The following is a 19,767-nucleotide window of genomic DNA, read 5'->3' as shown; positions in this document are numbered from 1 at the left end:
CCGCCTGCTGGACGACCCCGCTCACCTGTGCGGATGTGCCGTCAGACGGGCTGTTGACCAGCAGGTTGACGCGTGCTGGCCGTACGCTGCCGCGCAGCGCTCACGCAGGCTGCTGAGCAGCCGCGATGCGCTCGTTGCGAAGTGCCTCGTACCAGCGGTCGTCCGTCGGCGGCAGCGCGTTGACGTCGAGGGCCAGCTTCAGGAGCAGGTCCGCGATCAGCGGGTTGCGCGCCAGCACCGGGCCGTGCATGTACGTGCCGAAGACGGTGTCGTTGAACGCGCCCTCCGTGCCGTCGCCCGTGCCGTTGCCGTTGCCGAACCGCACCCGGGCGAGCGGGCGGGCGGTGGGGCCGAGGTGGGTGACGCCCTGGTGATTCTCGAAGCCCGTCAGCGGGGGCAGGCCGAGGCGCGGGTCGATGTCGCCCAGCACATCACCGACGCACCGCTCGCCCTCGCCGCGTACGGACACCACGTCCAGCAGGCCGAGGCCGGGCTCGCGCTGCCCGAGGTCGTTGATGAACTCGTGGCCGAGGATCTGGTAACCGGCGCACACGGAGAACACGATGGCGCCGTTCTCCACCGCCCGGGTCAGTCCGCCGTCCCGGCGCAGCCGCTCGGCCGCGAGCCGCTGCGGACGGTCCTCGCCGCCGCCGATCAGGTAGATGTCGCCGGAGGTCGGGATCGCCTGGTCGCTGCGCACGTCCAGCCGCGCCACGTCCAGGCCGCGCTGCCGCGCCCGGCGCTCCACGACGAGGACGTTGCCCTGGTCGCCGTAGGTGCTGAGCAGGTCGGGATAGATCCAGACGACCCGCAGTTGGTTGTCGCTCACAAAAGTCCCCTGACGTCTCGTGCTCAGTTGCCGACCCGGCGGCGCAGGTCCTGGAACGCCGTGTAGTTGGCGATGACCTCGATCCGGCCCTGCGGGCACGCGGCCACGGCCTGGTCGAGGTTCTCGTAGACCTGGAAGTGCTGGTCGGCGACCTCCAGGCGCACCGCGAGGTCCAGTCGCCGGTCGCCGACGACGCAGATCGGATGGCCGGTCAGACGCGTGTAGTCGACGTCCCACAGCCAGGAGGTGTCGGTGCCGTCGGCGGAGCGCGCGTTCACGGACAGGATGACCGGGGCGGGCGGCGGGTCGATCAGGGAGAACGTCTCCAGCCAGCCGGCCGGGTTCTTCGCGAGGAGCAGCCTGAGGTCACGGCCCTGGAACTGGACGACGTCGTACCGGCCGGCCACCGCCTGCACCTGGTACATGCGCTCCAGCGCGACCTGCGGCGGCACGCCGAACACGGCGGCGACGGCGGCCGAGGAGGCGGCGTTGGCCTTGTTGGCGCGGCCGGGCAGCTGGAGGTGGATCGGCCAGGCGGAGCCGTGCGGGTCCAGGACGTGGTCGCCGGAGAGCGCCCAGCTCGGCGTCGGACGGCGGAAGCCGCATTCGCCGCAGTACCAGTCGTCGCCGGGGCGCTGCATCACGCCACCGCACGACGGGCAGGACCAGGCGTCGTCCTTCCACATCTGCCCGGCGGCGACCCAGATCACATTGGGGGAGGAGGACGCCGCCCACACCACCAGCGGGTCGTCGCAGTTGGCCACCACCACGGCCTTGGAACCGGCGAGTCCCTCCCGCCAGTTCTCGGCGAGCATGCGGGTCTCGGCGGCGCGGTCGAGCTGGTCGCGGGAGAGGTTGAGCAGCGCGATGCACTTCGGCGCGGTGTCCCGGGCGACGCCGGCGAGGTACTTCTCGTCGACCTCGATGACGCCGTACCGGGCGTCCGAGCTGCCCGCGAGCGCCGAGGTGATGCCGGCCGGCATGTTGGCGCCGAGCGCGTTGGAGACGACCGGTCCCGCGGCGCGCAGGGCTTCGGCGATGAGCCGGGTGGTCGTGGTCTTGCCGTTCGTCGCGGAGACCAGGATCACGTCCAGGTTCTGGGCGAGCCGGGCGAGGAGGTCGGGGTCGAGCTTGAGTGCCACCCGGCCGCCGATCACCGAACCGCTGCCGCGCCCCGCGGCGCGCGATGCCGCCGCGACCGCCTTGCCCGCGGTCACGGCCAGCTTGGCCCGCGGCGAGAGCGGGTCCGAGTTGCCTGCCATCAGTTCTCGATCCTCCTTGCGTACGCGCCGCGCCTTGAAGCCTGACGGCCACGTGGTGTGGACCTCAGCCTATCGAGATCCATTAGCACTCCCGAACCGCGGCACTGTGGTGAACTCGTGCAGGAGGCGCGGAATGACAGGGACCTTACTCTTGCCGCCATGCGAAACAGCTCCATCCCCGGCGCCCGCGGCCACGTGAGACCCCTCACCCTGCACGGCGACCCGCTGCTGCACACACCCTGCGCGGAGGTCACCGACTTCGGTCCCGAACTGGCCCGGCTCGTCGAGGACTTGTTCGCGACCATGTACGCCGCCCAGGGCGTCGGCCTCGCCGCCAACCAGATCGGCGAGCCGCTGCGGGTCTTCGTCTACGACTGCCCCGACGACGAGGACGTCCGGCACCTGGGCCACGTGGTCAACCCGCGCCTGGTCGAGGCGGACGGAGTGGTGATCCGGGGCCCGGAGGGCTGCCTGTCCCTGCCGGGCCTGGAAGCGGGCACGGAGCGCTACGACCACGCGGTGGTCGAGGGCTTCACGGTGACCGGCGACCCGATCACGGTGCACGGCACGGGCTTCTTCGCCCGCTGCCTCCAGCACGAGTGCGACCACACGGAGGGCCGCATCTACGCGGACCACCTGAGCGGCTGGCGCCACCGCAAACTGATGCGCCAGGTGGCCCGGGCTTCCTGGCGCGGGTGAGGTGTCCGACCTCAGGGGCGCGGGGCTGTTCGATATGCGGCTCCGCCGCGTGGGCGCGAACAACCCTCACCGGCCCGCAGCCGAAGGAAGACGGTCAGAATCCCGGCCCGCCCATCTTGTCCCCGGCAGCCGCAAGACGCCCCCACAGCAGATCAGCCAGACTCCGCACCAACTCCGCACGAGAACAAGGCCGTTCTCCCAGCCACCAGTCCCCGGCCGCATGCATCATGCCGACGATCCCGTGCCCCCACACCCGCGCCAGCTGCTGCCCGCCCGGCCCGAGATCCAGCCGCTCCTCGATGACCTGGGCCAGCTCCTCACCCATCCGCCGCAGCAGCGGAGCGCTGTGCTTGCCGACGTCGAACCCCTGGTCCCCCGGCTGGCCCCCCTCAGCCGGATGCATCAGGAACCGGTACACCTGCGGCCGCGCCTCGATCGCCGCGAGGTACGTGTCCAGCGTCGCCTCGACCCGCTCCCGCCTCTCCGCGGGTGCGTCCAGCGCCGCCCGGAGCGAGTCCAGCAGCGCGTCCGTGTGCCGCTTGGCGAGGGCGGCGTATAGTCCGCCCTTGTCACCGAAGTGCCGGTAGAGGATCGGCTTGGTGATGCCGGCCTCCGCCGCGATCGCGTTCATCGAGGCCTGCGGACCGTCGCGCAGCACCACTCGGTCGGCGGCCTCCAGCAGCTCACGCCGTCGGCGGTCGGCGGACCGTTGCTGGTCGGTCCGCTGCGTGGTGTCCATGTGCTCTCCCCACCCGTGCTGATTCGATGACGCCTGCGCAAACTAACACCCAAACATGCCCTGGACATCGAACGGGTGCCGACCGGTCGGTAGGAGTTGACTTCACCTACCCGTCGGTAACAGACTGGTGTTACCGCAAGTAACATGTGCCGCTGGAGGGGACGACATGGCCGAGTTCACCATGGATCTCAACGACGAACAGAAGGAGGTCCGGGACTGGCTGCACGGCTTCGCGGCCGATGTGATCCGCCCCGCGGCCGCCGAATGGGACGAGCGTGAGGAGACTCCCTGGCCGGTCATCCAGGAGGCCGCCAAGGTCGGCATCTACTCCCTGGACTTCTACGCCCAGCAGTACTTCGACCCCACCGGCCTCGGCATCCCCATGGCGATGGAGGAACTGTTCTGGGGCGACGCGGGCATAGCCCTGTCCATCGTCGGCACCGGTCTCGCCGCCGTCGGCGTCCTCGCCAACGGCACCGAGGAGCAGATCGGCACCTGGATCCCGCAGATGTACGGCGACGCGGGCGACGTCAAGGTCGCCGCGTTCTGCTCCTCGGAGCCCGACGCCGGTTCCGACGTGGCCTCCATGCGCACCCGGGCCGTGTACGACGAGGCCAAGGACGAGTGGGTGATCAACGGCACCAAGACCTGGGCGACCAACGGCGGTATCGCCAACGTCCATGTCGTGGTCGCGGTCGTCGACCCGGAGCTCGGCTCCAAGGGGCACGCCTCCTTCATCATCCCGCCGGGTACCGAAGGCCTGTCCCAGGGGCAGAAGTTCAAGAAGCACGGCATCCGCGCCTCGCACACCGCCGAGGTCATCCTGGACAACGTGCGGGTTCCCGGCTCCTGTCTGCTCGGCGGCAAGGAGAAGCTGGACGAGCGGCTCGCCCGGGCGCGGGAGAAGGCCAGGCAGGGCGGGGAGCGCGTGAAGAACGCGGCGATGGCCACGTTCGAGGCGTCGCGCCCGGCGGTCGGGGCGATGGCGGTCGGTACGGCCCGGGCCGCGTACGAGGTCGCCCTCGACTACGCCAAGACCCGCGAGCAGTTCGGGCGGCCGATCATCGACAACCAGGGCGTGGCCTTCCAGCTCGCGGACATGCGCACGTCCATCGACGCGGCCCGGCTCCTGGTCTGGCGTGCCTCCTGGATGGCCGTCAACGGCAAGCCTTTCACGGCGGCCGAGGGCTCGATGTCCAAGCTGTTCGCGAGCGAGACGGCCAAGAAGGTCACGGCCCAGGCGATCCAGATCCTCGGCGGCAACGGCTACACGCGGGAGTACCCGGTGGAGCGGATGCACCGGGACGCCGCGATCTACACGATCTTCGAAGGCACCAGCGAGATCCAGCGCCTGGTGATCGCCCGGACGCTGTCGGGCACGCCGATCCGGTAAGCGGCGGCAGCGGGCAGCAGGCCGCGAAGAAGCCGGCCGCGAAGGCGCTCGGCTGGGTCGTGTTCGAGGGGGAGTGCCGCCGGTTCACCACGTCACGGGCAGGGCCTCGGGCTCGCGGATCAGCCCCTTCTTGAACGGCACCTCCTCGGCGGGGACGGCGAGCCGCAGTCCGGGCACTCCGTCGAGGAGCGCGTCCATCAGGAGTTCCGACTCCAGCCGGGCCAGCGTGCCGTCGGGGCGGTAGTGCGGGCCGAATCCCTGGTCGGGGACGCTGTCCGGGTCGCGGTGCGGGAGCCGGCGCAGCAGTTCGTCGATGGCCCACGGGCGGATCTCCGGCTCGGCGCGCAGCCGCTCGGCGAGTTCGGGGCGGGTCAGCAGGACGTGGAACATCCGGCCGCCGTTGTGAGTGACCGCCTCGCCGCCGATCTGGAGGAGCACCGCGAGGCCCACCGCCTCCTCCAGGGTGACCTCGGCACGGCCCACGGCGGCCCCGAGCAGAGACGTGACGTCCTCGCCCGTGCTGCCCTCGCGCAGGCCGATCAGGTCGGAGAAGCAGGCGCCCATCTCCCGCTTCGCCTTCTCGCGGACCTCGGCGCCGCGCGAGGAGGAAAGGATCAGCTGGGTCCAGGTGTGCATGCCCTGCCGGTCGGCGGCCGGGACGCCCATCAGCTCGCAGATCACCGCGACGGGGAAGGGATTGAGCACGGCCTCGGTCAGGTCGGCCGGCGGGCCGTCCTGGAGCATCTCGTCGACCAGTTCCGCCAGCATGCTGCGGGACCGCTCGCGCACCCGCTCCACCCCGCGCGCCGTGAACGCCGCGGCGACGCTGCGGCGCATCCGGGCGTGCTCCGGCGCGTCCAGGAGGCCGACCACGCCACGGGCCGGGTCGAAGTGCGCTCCGGGCAGGTCGAGCGCGGGCCGGTCCCGGACCGGAGGCAGCGTTTCGTTGATCGTCTCTTCGCTCATCTTTGCCCCCGGCCAAAAGGTGGTTCACCTCAGAGGGGTGGTCCCCTCACGATCACCCGGCGGGGCGCCGAACTCGCGCCGGACTACGCCGTATCGGGGACGCCGTGCCAGGCTCGTCCCGACACCTCGACGACGGAGGACGCGATGACGCACCCGGCCCGGGACCTGCTGCAGACGACCACCGCGGCTCTCGCCCCGGACCCGCGGTCCAACCCCTTGGTCCCCCGGATCGCCGACGGCACGGCGCCCCGTTCCGTCTTCGCCGTACTCGCCCTGGAACAGTCCTGGGTGATCCCCGCGGACCGCCGGGCCTTCGAGTATCTGGCGGAGCGCTCCCTCGTGAGGGACCCGGAGGCCGCGGCCTTCTTCGCGACACTCGCGGAGGGCGAGGCGCTGGCGGAGGAGCGGCTGGCATCGTTCGCCCGGGCGTGCGGCGTGAACGAGACACGGACGGCAGCGTACGAGCCGCTCCCGGGATGCCAGGCGTACCCCGCGTACGTGGCCTGGCTGGCTCTCAACGCCGCACCGGCGGACGTCGTCCTGGCCCTGGCCGCCAACTTCTCCGCGTGGGGAGGCTATTGCGCGACCATCGCCCAGGCCCTGCGCACCCATTACGGCTTCACGGACGAGGCGTGTGCCTTCTTCGACTTCTTCGCGGAGCCGTCCCCGGAGCTGGAGAGCCGGGCGACGGCGGCGGTGCGGACCGCCCTGGACGCAGGGCGACTCGACGAGACGAGCGCGCAGCGCTACGGACGTCTCCTGCAAACGTACGAGGCCATGTTCTGGAACGCGTTGACTGCGGCCCCCTAGGCTACGTCGCACCCCCACTGCTGTGCGCAATACAAGCCACATCAATACGGTCGGCCAACTTCGCCAGCTCGATCGTCAACGCGGCGACCGTGTCCTCGTCGAGCCCCGACTCCCCGGCCTCGACAAGCCGCACCCACCGACCCCCCACCGTCCGCAACAGCTTGCTGACATCGGCCGCAGCCACCTGCAAGGTCCCGCGGTCGTCGACGATCAGAGGCAGAGTCACTTCGCGGTTCACAGACGGGATCGTAGCCCCGCAACACTCACGCACCGTGCCAAACGGTCGTGATGTTGTTGCAGAACTCCCGGATTCCGTGCCCGGACAGCTCACGCCCGTACCCGGACCGCTTCACACCGCCGAACGGGAACGCCGGATGGGAGGCCGTCATGCCGTTGACGTACACACTGCCCGCCTCCAGGTCCCGGACGAACCGGTCCACCTCGGCGTCGTCCCGCGTCCACACGTTGGAACTCAGTCCGAACGGCGAGTCGTTCGCGATCAGTACGGCCTCGTCCAGGTCGGCCGCCCGGTACAGCGTGGCGACCGGACCGAACGCCTCCTCCCGGTGGATGCGCATCTCCCGGGTGATGCCGGCGAGGACGGTCGGCGTGTAGTACCAGCCCGGCCCGTCCGGCCGTTCGCCACCGCACAGTACCTCCGCACCGCCGCGCACCGCGTCGTCGACCAGCTCCTCAAGATCGCGCAGTCCCTGCTCGCTGGAGAGCGGCCCGACCTCGGTGTCGTCGGACATGGGGTCGCCGACCTTCAGCGCCTTCATGCCCTCGGCGAACCGCTCGGCGAAGGCGTCGTAGACGTCCGTGTGCACGATGAACCGTTTCGCGGCGATGCAGGACTGCCCGGTGTTCTGCACGCGCGCGGTCACCGCGACCTTCGCGGCCCGGTCGAGGTCGGCGGACGGCATGACGACGAACGGGTCGCTGCCGCCCAGCTCCAGCACCGTCTTCTTGACCATCTCCCCGGCCGTGGAGGCGACCGCGCGGCCCGCCGGCTCGCTGCCGGTGAGGGTGGCCGCCCTGACCCGCTCGTCGCGCAGGATCTCGTCGACCGCGGCGGAGCCGATCAGCAGGGTCTGGAAGCAGCCCTCGGTGAAGCCCGCCCGGTGGAACAGGTCCTCCAGGTACAGGGCGGTCTGGGGGACGTTCGAGGCGTGCTTGAGCAGGCCCACGTTCCCGGCCATCAGGGCGGGCGCGGCGAAGCGGACCACCTGCCACAGAGGGAAGTTCCACGGCATGACCGCCAGCACCGGACCCAGCGGCCGGTAGCGCACCCGCACCCGCGAGGCACCGGAGTCCTTCACGTCGGTGTCGGAGGGCTCCTCGTCGGCGAGCAGCTTCTCGGCGTGGTCGGCGTACCAGCGCATCGCCTTGGCGCACTTCGCGGCCTCGGCGCGGGCCTGCTGGATCGGCTTGCCCATCTCGGTGGTCAGCACGCGGGCGATGTCCCGCTGGTCCTCGTCGAGGAGGTCGGCGGCCTTCCTCAGCAGCCGGGCGCGCTCGTCGAACGTCGTCGTCCGGTACGTGCGGAACGTGGCCTCCGCGAGCTGGAGCCGGCGCTCGATCTCCTCCTCGCCCATGGCCTCGTACGTCTTGAGCGTCTCGCCGTTCGCCGGGTTCACCGTTGCGATGGGCATGGCTTGACCTCCCTCGGAGCGGGCTTAGTCCGACCTTCCCGCGCGGCGGAGCGGACCGCAACGCGGGAGCGTCTCCTCAGGGCGAGTGCTCCGCCAGGCGGTCGAGAAACGCCGCCTGCGCCTTGACGATCACCTCGCGGGCCCGGTCGAGCCCGAACCACGCCACCCGGTCCAGCTCGGGGAACTCCTGGAGCTGTCCCGACCTCGGGGGCCACTCCATCCGGAAGGTGCCGGGTGCGATCGTCGCCGGGTCGAGGTCCGCTTCGATCGCCCAGACCGTGACGATCTTGCCGCCCGTCTGCCGGACCTCGCCCAGGGCGAGGGCCTCCCCGTCGGGCGGAGGCAGCCCCAGTTCCTCCTCGAACTCGCGGCGGGCGGCCGCCCAGGCGGACTCGTCCGGCTCGTACTCGCCCTTGGGGATGGTCCACGCCCCGGCGTCGCGCCGGGCGAAGAACGGGCCGCCCATGTGGCCGAGCAGCACGTCGAGGCCGTCGTCGGTGTGGTGGAAGAGCAGCAGGCCGGCACTGCGCCTCACGGCCTCACCTCCGGGTGCGCGGCCAGCAGCGTCTCCACCGTGTCGGCGTCCTCGGGGCGCTTGTCCTCCCGGTAGCGGACCACGCGGGCGAAGCGCAGGGTGACGCCGGCCGGGTAGCGGGTGGAGCGCTGGAGGCCGTCGTAGGCGATCTCGACGACGAGTTCCGGGCGTACGGTCACGACGTAGCCGTTGTCGTCGACGGCGAGCTGCCGGAGCCGTTCGGTCTGCCAGGTCAGCATCGCGTCGGTCATGCCCTTGAAGGTTTTGCCGAGCATGGCGAGGCCGCCGTCGGCGGTGCGGGCGCCCAGGTGGAGGTTGGAGAGCTTGCCGGTGCGGCGGCCGTGTCCCCACTCGGCGGCGAGGACGACCAGGTCGAGGGTGTGGACGGGCTTGACCTTCAGCCAGGAGGCGCCGCGCCGGCCCGCGCTGTAGGGGGCGTCCAGTGCCTTGGCGACGACGCCCTCGTGGCCGCGCTTGAGCGTCTCCGCGAGGAACTCCTCCGCCGTGCGCAGGTCGTCCGGGCCGGACACCGTCGTGCGGCGCACCCGCATCGGCTCGGGGACCAGCCGGGCCAGCTCGGCGTGCCGCTCGGCGAACGGCAGGTCGAGCAGGTCACGGCCGTCGACGGACAGCGCGTCGAAGAAGACGGGGGAGACCGGCACCGCGCGGGCCGCCGTCGCCACGTCCGTGCGCGAGCCGACGCGACCGGCGGTCTCCTGGAACGAGCGGGGGCGGCCGCCCTCGTCGAAGGAGATCACCTCGCCGTCGAGGACGAACCGCTCGCCCCGCAACTCCAGTGCGGCAGCGGTCACTTCCGGCAGGCGGTCGGTGATGTCGTCGAGGGTGCGGGTGTAGAGCCGTACCGTGTCGCCGTCCCGGTGCACCTGGACGCGGATGCCGTCCAGCTTCTCCTCGACCGCGCAGGCGCCGAGCTTGTCCACCGCCTCGGCGACCGAGGAGGCACTGTGCGCCAGCATCGGCCAGACCGGGCGGCCGACGGTGAGACGGAAGCGGTCCAGGGCGGCGGGGCCGTCCGCGAGCAGGGCCTCGGCCACCGTCTGGAGGGAGCCCGCGAGCATCACGGCCCGTCGCACGTCCGCCGGGGGTGCCCCGGTCGCCTGGGCCAGTCCCTCGACCGCGACGGCGTCCAGCGCGCCCTGCCGCACCTCCCCGGTGAGCAGCCCGACCAGGAACCGCTGTTCGTCCTCGGTGGCCGCGCCCATCAACTCCCCGACCAGCCGGGCCCGTTCCGCCTGGGAACCGGGCCCCGAGACCTTGGCGAGCTCCGACAGCCGGGCGTCCACCTCCCGCACGGTCAGGCCCGGCTCGGCGGCGGGGGCGACCGGGCGGCTCAGCACCTTCCAGCCGACGCCGATCCGGCCCTGCGGCAGCCGTCCGGCCAGGTACGGGATGACGATCGGCACGTCGTCGGCCTCCGCGTCCCGGAAGAGCTCCGCGAGCAGGGCCGTCTTCCGGGACCGCGCCGAGGTGGCGGCGACCTCCTGGGACACTCGGGCCAGCCGGTGCAACAGCATGCAGCCATGGTGCACCGCAGGAGCCGCCTCTACACCCGGACGGTGCCTCTACTCCTGGGCGGCCGCGTCGAGGTCCTGGGCGGCCGCGTCGAGGTCGGTCATCAGCAGATCCCCGACGATCGCCGACGCCGCCCGGTAGCCGCCGCTCGCCGCGTGCACGACCTGCTCGGCGAAGCCGATCGCGTTGCCCGCGGCCCACACGCCCGGGACGGTCGTCAGCCCGGTCGGGTCGACCACCGGGTACGCGCCGAACGGCGTCTCGTGCAGCTCGGCGCCGAGCCGCTCCAGCAGGCCGGTCTGCGGGACGGGGCGCGGGGCGACGAACAGCACGGAGCGGGCGTGCGTCGTACCGTCGCCGAGCCGGACGCCGGTGAGCCGGTCGTCCTCGACCACCAGCTCCGCGACCTCGCCGGGCACCACGTCCACCCCGGCCGCGGCGAGCCGGCGCAGGTCCTGGTCGGACAGCTCCTCCTCGGCGACCGTGTGCAGGAAGAACCGCACGTCCTTCGACCACTGGGACACGATCAGCGCCTGGTGCACGCTCGCCGGGCTCGACGCCAGCACTCCGAACGGCTGGTCGCGCACCTCCCAGCCGTGGCAGAACGGGCAGTGCAGCACGTCCCGGCCGAACCGCTCGGCGACCCCGGGGACCGCCGGCAGCTCGTCCTTCAGCCCGGTCGCGATCACCAGCCGCCGGGCCCGCACGGTCCGCCCGCCGGCCAGCACCACCGCGAAGTCCTCGCCCTTCTCCACCTCCACCGCCCGGTCCCGCACGAGTTCCACGCCGTACCCCGCGACCTCCTCCCGGCCGACGGCGAGGAAGTCGGCGGGCGGCATCCCGTCCCGCGACAGATAGCCCTGCATGTGCGCGGCGGGCGCGTTGCGCGGCTCGCCCGCGTCGACGACCAGCGTGCGGTGCCGGGCCCGGCCCAGTACCAGCGCCGCGGACAGGCCCGCCGTACCACCGCCGACGACTACGACTGCGTACCTCTCGGTCATGGTGACCACCTCCGCCGCCGAGCGTCGCCCCACCGCCACGGGATTGACAAACGCGTTTGCCGAACCTGCAATACGAGCATGACGACGGACGAGGTACTCGCGGGCGTAGGCCCCCGACTGCGACAGATGCGCAAGGAGCGGGAGGTGACCCTGGCGGCGCTCTCCGAGACCACCGGGATCTCCGTCAGCACCCTGTCGCGCCTGGAGTCGGGCCTGCGCAAGCCCAGCCTGGAGTTGCTGCTGCCGATCGCCCGGGCGCACCAGGTGGCCTTGGACGAGCTGGTCGGAGCCCCGTCGGCCGGTGACCCGCGGGTACGGTCGAAGCCGATCGAGATGTTCGGCCGCACCCACTGGCCGCTCACCCGCCAGCCCGGCGGCCTCCAGGCCTACAAGGTGCTGGAACCCCAGCGCAGACAGGAGCCGGACCCGCGCACGCACGAGGGCTACGAGTGGCTGTACGTGCTGTCCGGCAAGCTGCGCCTGGTGCTGGGCGAGCACGACGTGGTGCTCACGGCGGGGGAGGTCGCGGAGTTCGACACCCGGGTGCCGCACTGGTTCGGGTCGACGGGGGAGGGGCCCGTGGAGTTCCTCAGCCTGTTCGGGCCGCAGGGGGAGCGGATGCACGTGCGGGCGCGGCCGAAGCGGTCGTGACGCAACCGACTGTTCCCTGATCGGCAAGCGACCGCTTAGTATGCGAACCGACCCCGGTCAGACGAAGCAGTCCCCCGTGGAGGCCCCGCATGCAGGCATGGCAAGTGCACGAGAACGGCGAGCCGGGCGAGGTGATGCGCCTGGCGGACGTGGCGCCGCCGGTCCCCGGCGACGGCCAGGTCCTGCTGAAGGTGCGCGCCGCGAACATCAACTTCCCCGACGCCCTGCTGTGCCGCGGCCAGTACCAGGTCAGGCCGCCGCTGCCGTTCACCCCGGGCGTGGAGATCTGCGGCGAGACCGAGGACGGCCGCCGGGTGATCGCCAACCCGGTCCTGCCGCACGGCGGCTTCGCCGAATACGCCGTCGCGGACTCCGCCGCCCTCCTGCCCGCGCCGGACGCCCTGGACGACGCGGAGGCCGCGGCCCTGCACATCGGCTACCAGACCGGCTGGTTCGGTCTGCACCGCCGGGCCGGTCTGGAGGCCGGCGAGACCCTGCTCGTCCACGCTGCCGCTGGAGGGGTCGGCAGCGCGGCCGTGCAGCTCGGGAAGGCCGCCGGCGCCACCGTCATCGGTGTCGTCGGCGGCTCCGGGAAGGCGGCCGTCGCCCGCGAGCTGGGCTGCGACGTCGTGATCGACCGGCGCTCCGAGGACGTCGTCGCCGCCGTCAAGGAGGCCACCGGCGGCCGGGGCGCCGACGTGATCTACGACCCGGTCGGCGGCGAGGCCTACGCCCAGTCCGCCAAGGTCGTCGCCTTCGAGGGGCGCATCGTGGTCGTCGGCTTCGCCAGCGGCACGATCCCCAGCCCGGGGCTGAACCACGCCCTGGTGAAGAACTACTCGATCCTCGGCCTGCACTGGGGCCTGTACAACACCAAGAACCCGAAGCTGGTTCAGCGCTGCCACGAGCAGCTCACCGAGCTGGCCGCCCGGGGCGCGATCAAGCCGCTGGTGAGCGAACGCGTGCCGCTCGGCGAGGCGGCTGCCGCCGTGCAGCGGGTCGCGGACGGCCTCACCACTGGCCGGATCGCCGTCGTCATGGAGGAGGCAGCATGAGCAGCGCCGAGGAACTGCGCCGTCGCACACAGGAGTTGCTGGCCGCGCATCCGCCTGCCTCGACCGACCGCCTGGACTTCCTCCGGGCCCGCTTCGACGCCGGACTGGCCTGGGTGCACTACCCGGAGGGCCTCGGCGGACTCGGCGCTCCCCGGTCCCTCCAGGCCGTCGTGGACGCCGAGCTGGAGGCGGCCGGGGCGCCCGACAACGACCCGCGTCGCATCGGCATCGGCCTCGGGATGGCCGCGCCGACCATCCTGGGCTACGGCACCGAGGAGCAGAAGCGGCGGTACCTGAGGCCCCTGTGGACGGGGGAGGAGGTCTGGTGCCAGCTGTTCAGCGAGCCGGGCGCCGGGTCCGACCTCGCCGCCCTGCGCACCCGGGCCGTCCGCGAGGATGGGGGCCCCTCCCGCTCGAGCGAAGCCGAGAGTGGGGGAGACTGGGTGGTCAACGGGCAGAAGGTCTGGACGTCCAGCGCCCACGTGGCGCGCTGGGCGATCCTCATCGCCCGCACCGACCCGGACGTGCCCAAGCACCGGGGCATCACGTACTTCGTCTGCGACATGACCGACCCGGGTGTCGAGGTGCGGCCGCTGCGGCAGATCACCGGCGAGGCCGAGTTCAACGAGGTGTTCCTCACCGACGTCCGCATCCCGGACTCCCGCCGCCTCGGCGAGGTCGGTGACGGCTGGCGGGTCGCGCAGACCACCCTGAACAACGAGCGCGTCGCCATCGGCGGCATGCGGCTGCCCCGCGAGGGCGGCATGATCGGCCCGATCTCGAAGACCTGGCGGGAACGTCCCGAGCTGCGCACCCACGACCTGCACCAGCGGCTGCTGAAGCTCTGGGTCGAGGCCGAGGCCGCCCGGCTCACCAGTGAGCGGCTGCGCCAGCAGCTCGTGGCCGGCCAGCCCGGCCCCGAGGGCGCCGGAATGAAGCTCGCCTTCGCCCGCCTCAACCAGGAGATCAGCGGCCTGGAGGTGGAACTCCTCGGGGCGGAGGGCCTGTTGTACGACGACTGGACCATGCGCCGCCCGGAGCTGGTCGACTTCACCGGCCGCGACGCCGGCTACCGCTACCTGCGCTCCAAGGGCAACAGCATCGAGGGCGGGACCAGCGAGGTCCTGCTGAACATCGTCGCCGAGCGCGTCCTCGGCCTGCCCGCCGAACCGCGTACCGACAAGGACGTCGCCTGGAAGGACCTGGCCCGATGAGCACCCAGCCCGACCTGTTGTACTCGGAGGAGGAAGAGGCGCTGCGCGCCGCCGTCCGCGACCTGCTCGCCGACCACTGCGACGCCCCGGGCGTCATCGCCCGCGTCGAGTCGGACGCCCCGCACCACCCGGCGCTGTGGAAGGCACTCACCGACGGCATGGGCCTCGCGGGCCTGCTGGTGCCGGAGGAGCTGGACGGCCAGGGAGCCACGCACCGGGAAGCCGCCGTGGTGCTGGAGGAGCTGGGTCGTGCGGTCGCGCCCGTCCCGTACCTCACGAGCGCGGTCGTCGCCACCGAGGCGCTGCTGGCCTGCGCGGCCGACGACCTGATCACCGAGCTCGCCTCCGGGACGTCGATCGGAGCCCTCGCGGTCGCCCTCGACGTCGCACCGGGCGCCGCCTACAAGGTCGTCCGGCACGAGAACGGCCTGCTGCGCGGCGAACTGACCGGTATCGCGGACGCGGCCGTCGCCGACGTGCTGCTCGTACCCGCCGACGACGGCGGCCTCTACGCGGTCGACGCCACCGCCGCGACCGTCACACCCCAGATCTCCCTGGACCTGACCCGGCCGCTGGCGACCGTCACCCTCGACGGGGCGCCGGGCCGCCTGCTGGGCGACGCCGAGCCCGCCGTACGCCAGGCCCTGCGCGCCGGAGCCGGACTGCTCGCCTCCGAACAGCTCGGCCTGGCCGACTGGACGCTGACGGAGACCGTCCGCTACCTCAAGGACCGCAAGCAGTTCAACCGGCCCGTCGGCGGCTTCCAGGCGCTCAAGCACCGGCTGGCCCAGCTGTGGCTGGAGGTGGCCAATCTCCGCGCGGCCGCCCGCAACGCCGCCGACGCGCTGTCCACCGGCCAGGACACCGACGTCGCCGTCACCGTCGCCCAGGCCTACGCGGCACCCGTGGCCGTCCACGCCGCCGAGGAGGCCCTGCAACTGCACGGCGGCATCGGCATGACGTGGGAGCACCCGGTGCACCTGTACCTGAAGCGAGCGAAGGCCGACTCGATCGCCTACGGCACGGCCGGTGCCCACCGGGAGGCACTGGCCGGACTGGTCGACCTCCAGGCTCCCTGAGTCACACCTGGCCGACGCCGGTGAAAAGCCCGTCCCACCAGGGGCGGGCTTTTTCGTGTGCCCCGCCCCGGTGAAGTGAACGCACGACGGCACTCCGGCCAACTCCCCGCCAGGCCCTGCTCCTTGGCCCTGCCCGAACCCCATACTCGCAGGGTTCCCGTACGGCACTCCCAGGGAGGCAGAGCATGGACCTCAGCACCCGTCGCAGAGCCCTCAGCACCCTCGGCGCCGCCCTCGCGGGCTCGGTCGCCCTCCCCGCCACCGACGCCCTCGCCGGCGAACGGCGGTACGGGCCCCGCCCGTTGTGGCGGGCCCACGCCCACAACGACTACGAGCACCCGCGCCCCCTGTTCGACGCCCTCGACCACCGCTTCGGCAGCGTCGAGGCCGACATCCATCTCGTGGGCGACCAGCTCCTCGTCGCCCACGACCCGGCGGACCTCGATCCGGCCCGCACGCTGGAGTCCCTCTACCTCGACCCGCTCGCCGCCCGCGTGCGGGCCAACCGCGGCCGCGTGTACCGGGGGTACCGCGGGTCGCTGCAGATGCTCGTCGACCTCAAGACCGAGGGCTCGTCGACGTACCTCGCACTCGACCGCCACCTCAGGCGCTACCGGCACCTGTTCACGACCTACGCCCACGGCCGGGTCCTCCCCGGCCCGGTCACCGCCGTCGTCTCCGGCGACCGCGCGGCCCGTCCCCCGATGGAGGCGCAGACCGTCCGGCGCGCCTTCTACGACGGCCGGCTCGCCGACCTCGGCGGCCCGGCACCGGCCTCCTTCATCCCGCTGATCAGCGACAACTGGACGCTCAACTTCACCTGGCAGGGCGTGGGTGCGTTCCCGGACGCCGAGCGGGAGAAGCTGCGGGGTATCGTCCGGGCCGCGCACCGCCGGGGGCAGAAGGTGCGGTTCTGGGCCACCCCCGACCTGGCCGGGCCGGCCCGGGAGGCGCTGTGGGCCGAACTGCTCGCCGCGGACGTCGACCACCTCAACACCGACGACCTCGCCGGACTGGAGGCGTTCCTGGACGCGCGGCGGGCGGCGTAGGACGGTCGGGCCCGTAGGGGACACCACACGTTCGGCGGACAGGTCAGCAGCCCGGACGAACCCTCCGCTACGCCACACTTACGGCCGAACGCCGTGAACCGGACATGGCGGCGTGGCGGAGGAGTTGACGATGGCCATTTCCATCTCTGTGGTGCTGCTGCTCGCGGTCCTGGCGGTGATCTTCTTGCGCAACGGCGGGCTGAAGTTCTCCCATGCCCTGGTCTGCCTGCTGCTCGGCTTCTACCTGGCCAGCACCAGCGTCGCCCCCACCATCCACAGCGGCCTCACGGCGACGGCGGACATCGTCAGCAGTCTGCGGCCCTGACGTCACGGCCCCGAGAACACGCCGATGCCGTTCGCGACAGCCCGTTCGGCGCCGCCGCTGGGGTGGTTGCGCACCGAGACGGTGCTCGCGCCCGTCTTCCGGGCGACCAGCGTCGACGACCCGCCGCCGTCCAGGCTGAAGGCGTCGTCCGAGCCCAGCTCCCGCATGGTGTCGGCCACTTCGGCGATCGTCAGGCCGCTGCGGTAGGCGGCGGCGCCGTCCAGCGCGAGCAGCAGCAGGCGCCGCCCGCCGTCGGCGATCCCCACGGCCGTACGAACGGCCGAGGTCGTGTCGTCCAGACCCGGCAGCGGCCGGCCGCCCGTGAGAACCGGGTAGCCGCCGAGGGCGAGGCGGTAGGCGGCGCCGTCCGTGGCCGCCACGAGACGGTGCTCGACCTCGACCGCTTCGCCGGCGGACAGCTTCCGCAGCTGCTGCGCGCCCGCCTCCCGGCCGACCAGCACCGTGGTGCCCGCGGCGATGGGGCCGCTGCCCGGTGTGTCGGCAGCCGAGACGACCTCGCCGTCGCGGACCGTCACCTCGTACGTGTCCGTACTGCACGGCGCGGCCCGGTCCGTGTCCGTGCCGCACGTGGCGCGTACGCGGGAGACGCTGCCCCATTCGGAGGTGAACGCGCCGACGGAACCCACCGGCAGCGCGTACTGGTTGAGCCCGCCCAGCGCCAGCTGCGCCTCGTCCGTACGGACCGAGCCGTCCAGGGCCAGCCGGTCCAGCCGCGCCACTTCGTCGGTACCGACACCGAACACGTCCTCGGTGGTCGTGCCGGGCGGCAGCGCCGGGCCGAAACGCTGGCCGTCCGGCACGGCGGCCTTGAGCGTCCGCCCGGCCGCGATCGCCGGACCCACGCTCGCGCCGGTGGCCTCGACGCCCGGGTGCTGCGTCTCGGTGATGTTGAAGAAGTCGCCGTTGACACCGGCGACCGCCCCCTGGGCGTCGGCCATGCGCGAGACCTGCGCGCGTGAGGCCACGGCCCCGGGATACAGCAGATCGACCCGTACCTGCGGATGACCCAGGTCGACCTTCAGCACATGCGCATGTGTCACCCCCTTGGCGGCCTCGATGTCGAACTCCTCGTACCTGACACCCGGCGCGACCCGTACGCCCTTGTGGACGGCGCCGGCCGGAGCCGCCCCCGCCAGGGCCGCACCGGTCAGCGCGCCGAACGCCGTGAGAAACGCCAGTACCGCTCTGCCTGCTCCCCGTCGCCTGCGACGACCTGCCACCGTGCCCCCTGATGCCTCGTCAACCGACTGGATCCTCAGGGGCAGTGCACCAGACCACGAGGGCCGGCGGGGTGGCCGGGCGCCGACTCCACGGGAACGGCTGAAAAAACGCACCCCTCCGGGTGCTTCAACCGTCGCCCGTTCCGGCGCCGTACGGCGTGAAGTGAGCGGGCGCGTGGTCGATCGGCAGACCCGGCCGCCAGGCGGTGAGGGCCTGCGCGCTGCACACGAACAGCTCCTCCGGCAGCCGGTCCAGGGCGAACCAGCGCCAGCGGCCCACGCTCTCCCCGGGCTGGTCCGACGGCTCTCCCCGCCAGGCGGTGACCCGGGCGGCCACCGTCACCCGTACGACACCGCCGGCGTCGTCGAGGAGCGTCCCCAGCAATCGGACGTCCTCCGGCCGGGCATCGAGGCCCGTCTCCTCGCGCAGTTCGCGCACGACCGTCTCCCGCAGCGACTCCCCGGGCTCCACCGTCCCGCCGGGCAGCTCCCACGTCCCGTGCCGGTGCCGGCCCAGGAGCAGTCCGCGGGGCCCGTGCACGATGGCGCCCACCCCGAGCGCGGCGTGGGCCGCCGGCGGCTTGGCGGTGCGCGGCCGGGAGGAGGCGCGGACGGGCCGGGTCACCCGGAAGAGCCGGTACGACGCGTGGTTGCCGGCCTGCGGTGTGTCGAGCACGTCGACCTGCTCCACGCGCAGCCCGTGCTCGGCGAGCAGCGCCGTCCAGAGCTCCGGGTCGAGGACCCACATCTGGACGGTGACGTCCCCGCCGCCGGCCAGCCGCAGGATCTCCGGCCGGGCGATGACCTCGTCCGACGGTCCGTCACCGCGTGAGTTGGTGTGCAGCACGGTGAAGCAGAGCCTGCCGCCCGGCTTGAGCGCCGTGGCCAGGGCGGGCAGCAGCCGGTGCGGGTCGATGTACGGCACGGCGTTCACCGAGTAGATGACGTCGTACGGCTCCGCCGAGCGCAGATGCTCCACCGCGTCGCTCAGGACCAGGCGCAGCCCGGGCAGGGAGCCGTAGCGGGCGCGCGCCCGTTCGACCTGCCCGGCCGAGGAGTCGACGGCGTCCACCAGGGCGCCGTGAGCACGGACCAGATGGGCGGCCTGCCGCGCCGGACCGCAGCCGAGGTCCAGCACACGCCGGCCCGTCAGCTCCCCGAGCACCTCGATCCCAGGACCCGCGCCCTCGAACCCCCAGTCGATCCGCGCCACCTCGGGCAGCACCGTGCCCCGCCTCAGATGGTGAGCTCCGTACGTGCGCCAGGCCTCCGCGTTGACGGCCTCCGGTCGGCTCGCCACGGCTCAGCCGCCCGCCGCGGCGTCGCGCGGAAGGACCGTGACACGGTGGAAGTTGCACCCGGCGAGCTCGTGCTGCTCCCCGTCGGGCCGGGTCTGGTGGGCCTTGAGGGCGATGCTCACCAGGCTCAGCAGCAGGTCGATGTCCGCCTCGCAGTCGAGGTGGACCGTCACCCAGCCCGATCCGGGAACCAGGTGGAGCGCGCTCGAACCGGCGAGGTCGTAGTGGAAGCGCTGGATGGCCCGGCGGGTGAGGTGGAGGTCCACGTCCCGCGTCGAGTGGAAGTGGACGATCTCGTCACGGACGGAACGGAGCGCCCGTCCGGTGCCGCAACTCGCCGGGCCCGCCATCAGGTCGGGCCAGGCCTGCAAACGCTCCAGGGCGCGCTGGGCCAGGGTCATGGTCCCATCGTCGCGTGCTTACCGTGCCGCAACCA

The 19,767-nt window shown here is 72.4% G+C and carries 21 protein-coding genes; 9 read left to right on the top strand and 12 right to left on the bottom strand.

The window, feature by feature from the left end; all coding sequences use genetic code 11:
* Window positions 1-100 precede the first annotated feature (100 nt).
* Together QF034_RS05375 and QF034_RS05370 are read right to left on the bottom strand one after the other, a co-directional pair.
* Window positions 101-829 carry a type 1 glutamine amidotransferase gene (locus QF034_RS05375; RefSeq protein WP_086558790.1) on the bottom strand — a complete coding sequence of 243 codons (729 nt, stop codon included), beginning with the start codon at window positions 827-829 and terminating at the stop codon, window positions 101-103.
* Between the two features lie 23 nt (window positions 830-852).
* Window positions 853-2,091 (bottom strand): MurT ligase domain-containing protein, encoded by a 1,239-nt coding sequence (locus tag QF034_RS05370; RefSeq protein WP_307173848.1) that lies wholly within the window; start codon window positions 2,089-2,091, stop codon window positions 853-855.
* Window positions 2,092-2,250: 159 nt separating this feature from the next.
* Between QF034_RS05370 and def the strand changes: the two genes are divergently transcribed.
* On the top strand, window positions 2,251-2,790 hold the full coding sequence (def, locus tag QF034_RS05365) for a peptide deformylase (protein WP_307173847.1): 540 nt from the start codon (window positions 2,251-2,253) through the stop codon (window positions 2,788-2,790).
* 94 nt (window positions 2,791-2,884) lie between these two features.
* Here def and QF034_RS05360 read toward each other — a convergent pair whose 3' ends face one another.
* Complete coding sequence (locus tag QF034_RS05360) at window positions 2,885-3,529, bottom strand: TetR/AcrR family transcriptional regulator (RefSeq protein WP_086840448.1); 645 nt, start codon at window positions 3,527-3,529, stop codon at window positions 2,885-2,887.
* Window positions 3,530-3,695: 166 nt separating this feature from the next.
* Between QF034_RS05360 and QF034_RS05355 the strand changes: the two genes are divergently transcribed.
* Window positions 3,696-4,922 carry an acyl-CoA dehydrogenase family protein gene (locus QF034_RS05355; RefSeq protein WP_307173846.1) on the top strand — a complete coding sequence of 409 codons (1,227 nt, stop codon included), beginning with the start codon at window positions 3,696-3,698 and terminating at the stop codon, window positions 4,920-4,922.
* Between the two features lie 84 nt (window positions 4,923-5,006).
* Here the strand turns inward: QF034_RS05355 and QF034_RS05350 are convergent, their stop codons facing one another.
* Window positions 5,007-5,888 (bottom strand): cytochrome P450 family protein, encoded by an 882-nt coding sequence (locus QF034_RS05350; RefSeq protein ID WP_307173845.1) that lies wholly within the window; start codon window positions 5,886-5,888, stop codon window positions 5,007-5,009.
* A gap of 144 nt (window positions 5,889-6,032) precedes the next feature.
* On the opposite strand from QF034_RS05350, the gene QF034_RS05345 reads away from it, so the two are divergent.
* Window positions 6,033-6,698 (top strand): thiaminase II/PqqC family protein, encoded by a 666-nt coding sequence (locus QF034_RS05345; RefSeq protein WP_307173844.1) that lies wholly within the window; start codon window positions 6,033-6,035, stop codon window positions 6,696-6,698.
* 1 nt (window position 6,699) lies between these two features.
* Here QF034_RS05345 and QF034_RS05340 read toward each other — a convergent pair whose 3' ends face one another.
* From QF034_RS05340 to QF034_RS05320, 5 genes are all read right to left on the bottom strand, one after another.
* Window positions 6,700-6,936 (bottom strand): DUF6213 family protein, encoded by a 237-nt coding sequence (locus QF034_RS05340; protein WP_059417701.1) that lies wholly within the window; start codon window positions 6,934-6,936, stop codon window positions 6,700-6,702.
* Between the two features lie 25 nt (window positions 6,937-6,961).
* Entirely contained in the window at window positions 6,962-8,350 is a 1,389-nt protein-coding gene (locus QF034_RS05335) for an NADP-dependent succinic semialdehyde dehydrogenase (RefSeq protein WP_307173843.1), read from the bottom strand.
* Between the two features lie 76 nt (window positions 8,351-8,426).
* Complete coding sequence (locus tag QF034_RS05330) at window positions 8,427-8,885, bottom strand: NUDIX hydrolase (RefSeq protein ID WP_307173842.1); 459 nt, start codon at window positions 8,883-8,885, stop codon at window positions 8,427-8,429.
* Window positions 8,882-10,420 carry an ATP-dependent DNA ligase gene (locus tag QF034_RS05325; RefSeq protein WP_307173841.1) on the bottom strand — a complete coding sequence of 513 codons (1,539 nt, stop codon included), beginning with the start codon at window positions 10,418-10,420 and terminating at the stop codon, window positions 8,882-8,884. Before QF034_RS05325 ends, QF034_RS05330 begins: the two co-directional genes overlap by 4 nt.
* Before the next feature lie 48 nt (window positions 10,421-10,468).
* Window positions 10,469-11,419, bottom strand: a complete 951-nt coding sequence (locus QF034_RS05320) for an NAD(P)/FAD-dependent oxidoreductase (RefSeq protein WP_307173840.1) — start codon at window positions 11,417-11,419, stop codon at window positions 10,469-10,471.
* A gap of 78 nt (window positions 11,420-11,497) precedes the next feature.
* Between QF034_RS05320 and QF034_RS05315 the strand changes: the two genes are divergently transcribed.
* The 6 genes from QF034_RS05315 to QF034_RS05290 all read left to right on the top strand — a co-directional run bounded on the left by QF034_RS05315 (window position 11,498) and on the right by QF034_RS05290 (window position 16,792).
* The gene (locus QF034_RS05315) at window positions 11,498-12,070 is read left to right on the top strand and encodes a helix-turn-helix domain-containing protein (protein WP_307173839.1); all 573 of its coding nucleotides are present in this window, start codon (window positions 11,498-11,500) and stop codon (window positions 12,068-12,070) included.
* Between the two features lie 89 nt (window positions 12,071-12,159).
* Window positions 12,160-13,125 (top strand): NADPH:quinone oxidoreductase family protein, encoded by a 966-nt coding sequence (locus tag QF034_RS05310; RefSeq protein WP_307173837.1) that lies wholly within the window; start codon window positions 12,160-12,162, stop codon window positions 13,123-13,125.
* On the top strand, window positions 13,122-14,339 hold the full coding sequence (locus tag QF034_RS05305) for an acyl-CoA dehydrogenase family protein (protein WP_307173836.1): 1,218 nt from the start codon (window positions 13,122-13,124) through the stop codon (window positions 14,337-14,339). Before QF034_RS05310 ends, QF034_RS05305 begins: the two co-directional genes overlap by 4 nt.
* Entirely contained in the window at window positions 14,336-15,418 is a 1,083-nt protein-coding gene (locus QF034_RS05300; RefSeq protein WP_307173833.1) for an acyl-CoA dehydrogenase family protein, read from the top strand. Before QF034_RS05305 ends, QF034_RS05300 begins: the two co-directional genes overlap by 4 nt.
* Window positions 15,419-15,603: 185 nt before the next feature.
* Window positions 15,604-16,467: a phosphatidylinositol-specific phospholipase C/glycerophosphodiester phosphodiesterase family protein gene (locus QF034_RS05295; RefSeq protein ID WP_307173832.1), complete on the top strand. Its 864-nt coding sequence runs from the start codon at window positions 15,604-15,606 to the stop codon at window positions 16,465-16,467.
* 130 nt (window positions 16,468-16,597) lie between these two features.
* Window positions 16,598-16,792, top strand: coding sequence for a hypothetical protein (locus QF034_RS05290; RefSeq protein WP_307173831.1), 195 nt, complete (start codon window positions 16,598-16,600; stop codon window positions 16,790-16,792).
* Between the two features lie 2 nt (window positions 16,793-16,794).
* Here the strand turns inward: QF034_RS05290 and QF034_RS05285 are convergent, their stop codons facing one another.
* The 3 genes from QF034_RS05285 to QF034_RS05275 all read right to left on the bottom strand — a co-directional run bounded on the left by QF034_RS05285 (window position 16,795) and on the right by QF034_RS05275 (window position 19,732).
* A complete protein-coding gene (locus QF034_RS05285) occupies window positions 16,795-17,991 on the bottom strand; it encodes a phosphodiester glycosidase family protein (protein WP_370880933.1) in 1,197 nt (398 codons plus the stop codon).
* A gap of 169 nt (window positions 17,992-18,160) precedes the next feature.
* Window positions 18,161-19,333 carry a bifunctional class I SAM-dependent methyltransferase/NUDIX hydrolase gene (locus tag QF034_RS05280; RefSeq protein ID WP_307173829.1) on the bottom strand — a complete coding sequence of 391 codons (1,173 nt, stop codon included), beginning with the start codon at window positions 19,331-19,333 and terminating at the stop codon, window positions 18,161-18,163.
* 3 nt (window positions 19,334-19,336) lie between these two features.
* Entirely contained in the window at window positions 19,337-19,732 is a 396-nt protein-coding gene (locus tag QF034_RS05275; RefSeq protein ID WP_307173827.1) for a luciferase domain-containing protein, read from the bottom strand.
* Between the last annotated feature and the right edge of the window lie 35 nt (window positions 19,733-19,767).

This window comes from Streptomyces africanus (assembly GCF_030816955.1).
GTDB lineage: Bacteria > Actinomycetota > Actinomycetes > Streptomycetales > Streptomycetaceae > Streptomyces > Streptomyces africanus.
This window is presented reverse-complemented; position numbering and strand designations above follow the sequence as displayed.

Coding starts and splice junctions, on each gene's coding strand:
- QF034_RS05370 (WP_307173848.1), bottom strand. CDS start 2,091: ATGGCAGGCAACTCGGACCCGCTCTCGCCGCGGGCCAAGCTGGCCGTG.
- def (WP_307173847.1), top strand. CDS start 2,251: ATGCGAAACAGCTCCATCCCCGGCGCCCGCGGCCACGTGAGACCCCTC.
- QF034_RS05360 (WP_086840448.1), bottom strand. CDS start 3,529: ATGGACACCACGCAGCGGACCGACCAGCAACGGTCCGCCGACCGCCGA.
- QF034_RS05355 (WP_307173846.1), top strand. CDS start 3,696: ATGGCCGAGTTCACCATGGATCTCAACGACGAACAGAAGGAGGTCCGG.
- QF034_RS05350 (WP_307173845.1), bottom strand. CDS start 5,888: ATGAGCGAAGAGACGATCAACGAAACGCTGCCTCCGGTCCGGGACCGG.
- QF034_RS05345 (WP_307173844.1), top strand. CDS start 6,033: ATGACGCACCCGGCCCGGGACCTGCTGCAGACGACCACCGCGGCTCTC.
- QF034_RS05335 (WP_307173843.1), bottom strand. CDS start 8,350: ATGCCCATCGCAACGGTGAACCCGGCGAACGGCGAGACGCTCAAGACG.
- QF034_RS05325 (WP_307173841.1), bottom strand. CDS start 10,420: ATGCTGTTGCACCGGCTGGCCCGAGTGTCCCAGGAGGTCGCCGCCACC.
- QF034_RS05320 (WP_307173840.1), bottom strand. CDS start 11,419: ATGACCGAGAGGTACGCAGTCGTAGTCGTCGGCGGTGGTACGGCGGGC.
- QF034_RS05315 (WP_307173839.1), top strand. CDS start 11,498: ATGACGACGGACGAGGTACTCGCGGGCGTAGGCCCCCGACTGCGACAG.
- QF034_RS05310 (WP_307173837.1), top strand. CDS start 12,160: ATGCAGGCATGGCAAGTGCACGAGAACGGCGAGCCGGGCGAGGTGATG.
- QF034_RS05305 (WP_307173836.1), top strand. CDS start 13,122: ATGAGCAGCGCCGAGGAACTGCGCCGTCGCACACAGGAGTTGCTGGCC.
- QF034_RS05300 (WP_307173833.1), top strand. CDS start 14,336: ATGAGCACCCAGCCCGACCTGTTGTACTCGGAGGAGGAAGAGGCGCTG.
- QF034_RS05295 (WP_307173832.1), top strand. CDS start 15,604: ATGGACCTCAGCACCCGTCGCAGAGCCCTCAGCACCCTCGGCGCCGCC.
- QF034_RS05290 (WP_307173831.1), top strand. CDS start 16,598: ATGGCCATTTCCATCTCTGTGGTGCTGCTGCTCGCGGTCCTGGCGGTG.
- QF034_RS05275 (WP_307173827.1), bottom strand. CDS start 19,732: ATGACCCTGGCCCAGCGCGCCCTGGAGCGTTTGCAGGCCTGGCCCGAC.